Source organism: Peptacetobacter sp. (genome assembly GCF_029264495.1).
Taxonomy (GTDB): Bacteria; Bacillota; Clostridia; order Peptostreptococcales; family Peptostreptococcaceae; genus Peptacetobacter.
This window is the reverse complement of record NZ_JARIBH010000079.1, coordinates 1-5,887: the sequence shown is the minus strand read 5'-3', so window position 1 is coordinate 5,887 and position 5,887 is coordinate 1. Positions and strand designations below refer to the sequence as shown.

6 protein-coding genes are annotated in these 5,887 nt (G+C 26.0%); all 6 read right to left on the bottom strand.

Annotated features, from left to right (window positions below; all coding sequences use genetic code 11):
• Positions 1–3: 3 nt before the first annotated feature.
• Genes Q1J78_RS07800 through Q1J78_RS07775 form a run of 6 tightly spaced genes read right to left on the bottom strand, consistent with a single transcriptional unit; the run spans position 4 to position 5,860 of the window.
• Complete coding sequence (locus Q1J78_RS07800; protein WP_300278922.1) at positions 4–1,299, bottom strand: UDP-glucose dehydrogenase family protein; 1,296 nt, start codon at positions 1,297–1,299, stop codon at positions 4–6.
• A 23-nt stretch (positions 1,300–1,322) separates the two neighbouring features.
• Complete coding sequence (locus Q1J78_RS07795; protein WP_300278919.1) at positions 1,323–2,075, bottom strand: glycosyltransferase family 2 protein; 753 nt, start codon at positions 2,073–2,075, stop codon at positions 1,323–1,325.
• 47 nt (positions 2,076–2,122) lie between these two features.
• Complete coding sequence (locus tag Q1J78_RS07790; protein ID WP_300278916.1) at positions 2,123–3,028, bottom strand: glycosyltransferase family 2 protein; 906 nt, start codon at positions 3,026–3,028, stop codon at positions 2,123–2,125.
• Positions 3,029–3,043: 15 nt separating this feature from the next.
• The gene (locus tag Q1J78_RS07785) at positions 3,044–3,793 is read right to left on the bottom strand and encodes a glycosyltransferase family 2 protein (RefSeq protein ID WP_300278913.1); all 750 of its coding nucleotides are present in this window, start codon (positions 3,791–3,793) and stop codon (positions 3,044–3,046) included.
• Positions 3,794–3,816: 23 nt separating this feature from the next.
• Complete coding sequence (locus tag Q1J78_RS07780) at positions 3,817–4,998, bottom strand: CDP-glycerol glycerophosphotransferase family protein (RefSeq protein WP_300278910.1); 1,182 nt, start codon at positions 4,996–4,998, stop codon at positions 3,817–3,819.
• 19 nt (positions 4,999–5,017) lie between these two features.
• Positions 5,018–5,860: a glycosyltransferase family 2 protein gene (locus Q1J78_RS07775; protein ID WP_300278908.1), complete on the bottom strand. Its 843-nt coding sequence runs from the start codon at positions 5,858–5,860 to the stop codon at positions 5,018–5,020.
• Positions 5,861–5,887: the final 27 nt, after the last annotated feature.

The window sequence follows — 5,887 nt, the reverse complement described above, 5'->3', positions numbered from 1 at the left end:
AATTTAATTTCTTCCTATAGAATGGTATTCTATTCCAGCATTTTTCATTTCTTCAGGAAGATAGCAATTTCTACCGTCATATACAATATAATCAGACATCATTTCTTTAAAATCTTCTGGTCTAAGATTTTTTATTTCTTCCCATTCTGTCATTATAAAACATATTTTTGCATCTTTTAATGCTTCTTTTGCTGTTTTTGTATACGTTATAGCATCTCCAAATTTTTTCTTAGTATTTTCTTCTCCTACTGGATCAAATGCAAAAACATTTGCTCCTCTTTCAAGCAAATATTCTATATTTACAATAGCTGGTGATTCTCTTAAATCATCTGTTCCTGGCTTAAAAGTAAGTCCTAAAATTGCAACTTTCATATCTTTAAAAGATTCTATTTTTTCTGCTGCGGCTCTTACTAATTTTAATTTTTGTTGCTCATTTACTTCTATAGCTGCTTTTACTGTCTTTAACTCATAACCATTTTGTGCAGATAACCAGTGAAGTGCTTTTGTATCTTTAGGGAAACAAGAACCTCCATATCCTATTCCTGCTCTTAAGAATTTACTTCCTATTCTTTCATCATAACTCATACCTTTTGCTACATCTTCAACATTTGCACCTACTATCTCACATAAATTAGCTATATCATTCATATAAGATATTTTTAATGCTAGAAAGTCATTTGAAGCATATTTTATCATTTCTGCACTATTTCTATTTGTTATTACCATAGGAATATCAAATGGCTCATATATTTTTTTCATTATATCTGATGCCCATTCACTTTCTACACCTACAACTATTCTAGATGCATGAAGTGTATCTTCTACTGCTGTTCCCTGTGCTAAAAACTCTGGATTTGACGCAACTTCTATATATACATCAGAGTTTAATTTTTTTCTAATATACTGTTCTATTTTTTCATTAGTTCCTATTGGAACTGTTGATTTTATAACTATTAATGTATCTTTTTCTATAGATTCTATTATCTGAGATGCTACACTTCTTATATAATCTAAATTTGCAGATCCATCACTTCTTTCTGGTGTTCCTACTGCTATAAATATAACATCAGATAATTTATATGCAGATTTATAATCTATTGTATAATCAAGTCTACCTTCTTTATAATTTTTCTGCATTATATCTTCTAGGCCTTTTTCGTATATAGGTGATATTCCTTTTTTCATACTTTCTACTTTTTTCTCATCTATATCAACACAAATTACTTCATGTCCTTTTTCAGCTAGACATGCACCTGTTACTAAACCAACATATCCTGTTCCTGCAACTGAAATTTTCATTTTTCTCCTCCTAATTGTCAACGCTATAATCTTTTCTTAATAGCATTACATACATAAAAACAAAAGACATAAACACTTTTAAAAAGACTTAAACCTTCAACGTTTCTATATGTGTTCCAAGTTCTTTTTAATGCTTTCATTTTATTGCTTGATAATGAATTTCCAACTATTCTATAATTCACCAAAGCTTCTTCTATACCATATGCATACTTCTCACTTCTAAGTATTTTAAGCCATGTAGCTGTATCTTGACCTCTTTTTACTATTGGCATTTCAAAATCCCCAACAATATTTCTATCAATTAAAACAGTTGAACATCCTATTATAGTATTTTTTAAAAGTCCTTCATAGTCAATTTTAAACGGAGCTTTTGCTACTTTATTAGTCTTTTCTCCATTTTCTCTCATATATCTATATGATGTAAATGAAAATCCTATATCATTTTTTAACATATACTCTACTTGTTTTTCTAATTTCGTTTCTTCCCAAAGGTCATCACTATCTACAAATGCTATAAACCTACCTTTTGCATTTTTTATACCTGTATTTCTACTTATTGATGCCCCTGAATTTTTTTCTAATTTAATATATTTTATTCTATCATCATTTTTTTTATATTCTTTTATTATATCTGATGAACTATCCTTTGAGCAGTCATCTACTAGTATAAGTTCCCAATTTTCATATGACTGCTTTATTATTGATTTTATTGTATCCTCTAAAAACTTCTCAGCATTATACACAGGAGTTATTATTGATACCAATGGTTCATTCATATTTTTCTCTCCTTATCTAGTAGCAATCTTATTTTGCTATTAATAAGTTACTCCTTAACAAATTTTCTTTGCTTTAGATATTTATAATATCCCAACGGGAAACATAATATATACATTAATTTGTCTCCAAATTTATTTATTTCCTTAAAATACTTACTATCTGATAAAAGTGAATATCTAGCTAAATTTATATAATTTTTTATCCACATATATGGAAAATCTTTAATTGGATAAGTATTTTGATTTGTAAGATATAAATATTCTAATGCTCTTCCCTTTAATGCACTTTTTTTGAGAATATTTTTAGTAAGTCCATCTTCTAAATATTCTCTTATTATCATAGGCTCATTTATACATATAACTTTATAATATTTTGATATTTCATACCATACAACACTTTCTGGTAGGAATTTTATTCCTTCTCTTTCGGGAAATGGGTATTGTTTTAAAATATCTGTTAGAAATACTATTGTTTTATCTCCTTTTACTCCAAACTTATAATATAGTTGAGCAAAATGTGAAATCAAATGTTCTTTTGGTATTTCTGTTCCCAAAGTTTTTCCATCTTCCATCTTTGAACAAAGTCCAACAACACCACAAAATTCTTCTTTATTGTCAATCTTATTCCATTCTTGTATAACTAGGTCCATAGAATTCGGCATAAGTCCATCATCACTATCTACAATAAAGAAAAATTCTCCGTAAGCTTCTTTTACACCTACATTTATAGCAGTGTGTTTTCCTCCATTTTTTTTCTTTATGTATCTAATATTTAAAATATTTTCCTTTTGAAAATTTAATATTAACTCTTCTGTATTGTCTGTACTTCCATCATCTACAATCAGCCATTCAAAATCTTTATATGTCTGTTTTTTTAAATCTTCATAAAGTTTTGGTAACGTATATTCTCTATTATATGTAGGAGTAAATATTGTAAATTTATATTTATACATAACTATTTATCCTTTCTAACTTTTCTTTATACCATTTATAGCATAATTTATAAAATAATATATAGCCTTTGGTAGAGGTATCTTCTCTATATTTCTATATATATTCCAAGTCCATTTTGCTGCTTTAAATTTATTTCCACTAAGAGAATTACTTGATTTTCTATAAGCAGCTAAAATTTCATTTAATCCATAAGCTTTTATACCTTTTTTTAATATAGATAACCATAAAACATAATCTTCATGTCTTTCACCACTCATCTTTATTTCAAAACCGAGTTTTTTTCTATCTATTATTACAGTAAGACAACCTAAAACATTTCCTTTTAATAAAGTTTTATAGTCCACACTTTCCGGTACCATTATTTCTTTATGTATCTTATTACTATTTTCATCCATTAGTTCATATGCTGTAAATGTTATAACATACTCATTTTTTTTCATAAAATCTATTTGTTTTTCAAGTTTCTCTTTTTCCCAAGTATCATCACTATCTAAAAAAGCTAAAAAAGAACCTGTAGCCATTTTTAAAGCTACATTTCTTGCATTTGAAACACCTGCATTTTTTTCAGTCCTAATATATTTTATTCTTTCATCTTTTTCTGAATATGATTTTGCTATTTCAGAAGAAGAGTCCGTAGAACAATCATCGACAATTATCATTTCCCAATCTTTATAAGTTTGGTTAAGAACTGATTCTATTGTGCTTACAATGTATCTTTCAGAATTATACATGGGAGTAATTATAGATACTAAATTTTCTTTCATATCATCGTCCTCATTATTTTTTATTATTTATTTAATTTTTCTAATATTGAATCACAAATTCTTTTACAGTTTTCATTATCATTATATTTGAAAAATTTATTTCTTGCATCCTTTTGACTTTTAGTTACTTCAAATCCACTTTCTATTATTTTAGTAAGTTCTTCTACTGCTTGATCTTTATTATATGCAACTGATGCAAACATTTCATTATCTAAATCTATATATGAATCTACTTCTTTTTTATACTTCTCTACATCAAATTGATAAAAAAGTATAGGTCTATCCATATACATAAAATCCATTGCTACCCCTGAATAATCTGTTATATTTGCTATTGAAGATGTTATTTCATCTGCCAAAGTAACATCTTTATCTAAAAAGATTATTCTTTTACCTGTTATATTTTCTTTTATATCATCTATAAATTCATGCATTAAGTGATGCATATAGAATTTTATATTTGCATTATTTTTTTCTAAAACTTCATTTAATCTTTCATCATTTAAAAATATCATTATATTTTTAAAATATTCCGTATCTGTAAATTTTTTTTCTCCAAATTTTATCCAATCTCTCCAAGTTGGCATGTATAAAATATCTCTATTTTCTGGTCTTTTATTTAATGGTAGATTATCCTGTCTTGCACTCCCTAAAACTAAAACAGCATTTTTATCCATATCCCACTCATTTACCATTATATCCCTTTCAAAATCAGATATAGCTGTTGCCATATTATAACTTCTCATTAAATTATCTATAATATTTTTTAATTTTGCATTCATTGGTTTTCTTTTCTTAAAACTTATAGCTCCATGATTTAAAAATACTTTAAATGTTTTTTTATGGAACCTATTTAATACAGGTACTACAAAATTATATGGTGCTATATCAGCAGAAGGTGCATGAGAAAAAATTATAGCCTCAGAATTATAATAGTATAAATAATTTTCTATACTTCCTTTTATAAGCTTATTGCCTGGAATTTTATCTTTTACTTTACTATTTTTATCTATTACCCAATATATATCTATTTCTTTATGATTTTTTAAAATATATTCATATAAAAACTTAGAATTATCATCATATATATCTCCAGAGTGTCCACCTATTAACCATATTCTTCTATTTTTAAATTTATTCTTATTAAATGGATAGAGTAAAAAAGCTACAATCATATTGAGTAATATTTTTATTTTATTCATCATAAATTTACCTCATCTATCTTTATAATTTATATTTTCTAAATCCTTCTATTCTTCCTTTTATAGTAGCTTGATGATAATCTCTATCTTTATTTAAAATTATCCCTCCAATATTTCTTATCAATTTATATGCCATAACCTTTATAAATTTATAATTTTTTCTGTAGACAATTTCTTTTTTACAAAGAGCACCAAATCCTCTACCATAATTAAAATCTCTATTATATTTATCTTTTGATTTAGAGTGTTTTTTTGCTGGATGATATATTATATTATCTCCAAAATATTTTCCTCTATATCCCCTACTCAATAAATCTAAAACATAATCCGTTTCTTCGCCTGCTCCAAATTCAGCTCCAACACCTAATCTCTCATCAAACTTAGTGTAATTTTCTTTTTTACCAAAATTCACAAAAAATGTTATTGAGCATACTGTTTTAGATATGTTTGTACTTTCTATTTCACAAATCCCCTCATTCATTTTTATAAATGAATCAATCTTATTAAAATCCATAGTTTTGCAGCTGTATATTTTATAATCTTTATTTTCTTTGAAAAAATTAGTTACTTTCTCTAATGTATCCAATTCGTATACGCAATCATCGTCTGGAAAAGCAATGATTTCTCCTTTAGCTGCATCAATACCTATATTTCTATTATAACTTAATCCTAATTTATCACTTTTTATATATTTTATATCGATTTTATCTTTATATTTATCTGCTATGCATTTTACTTTATCATTATCATTTTGATCTACTATTATTAATTCAAAGTTTTTGTACGTTTGATTTTCTAAACTATCCATTAATAAAGGTATTTCATCATATCTATTTAATGTTGGCATTATTAATGATACTAGCATTTTTTTCTCTCCTAATTTTATTTTTTA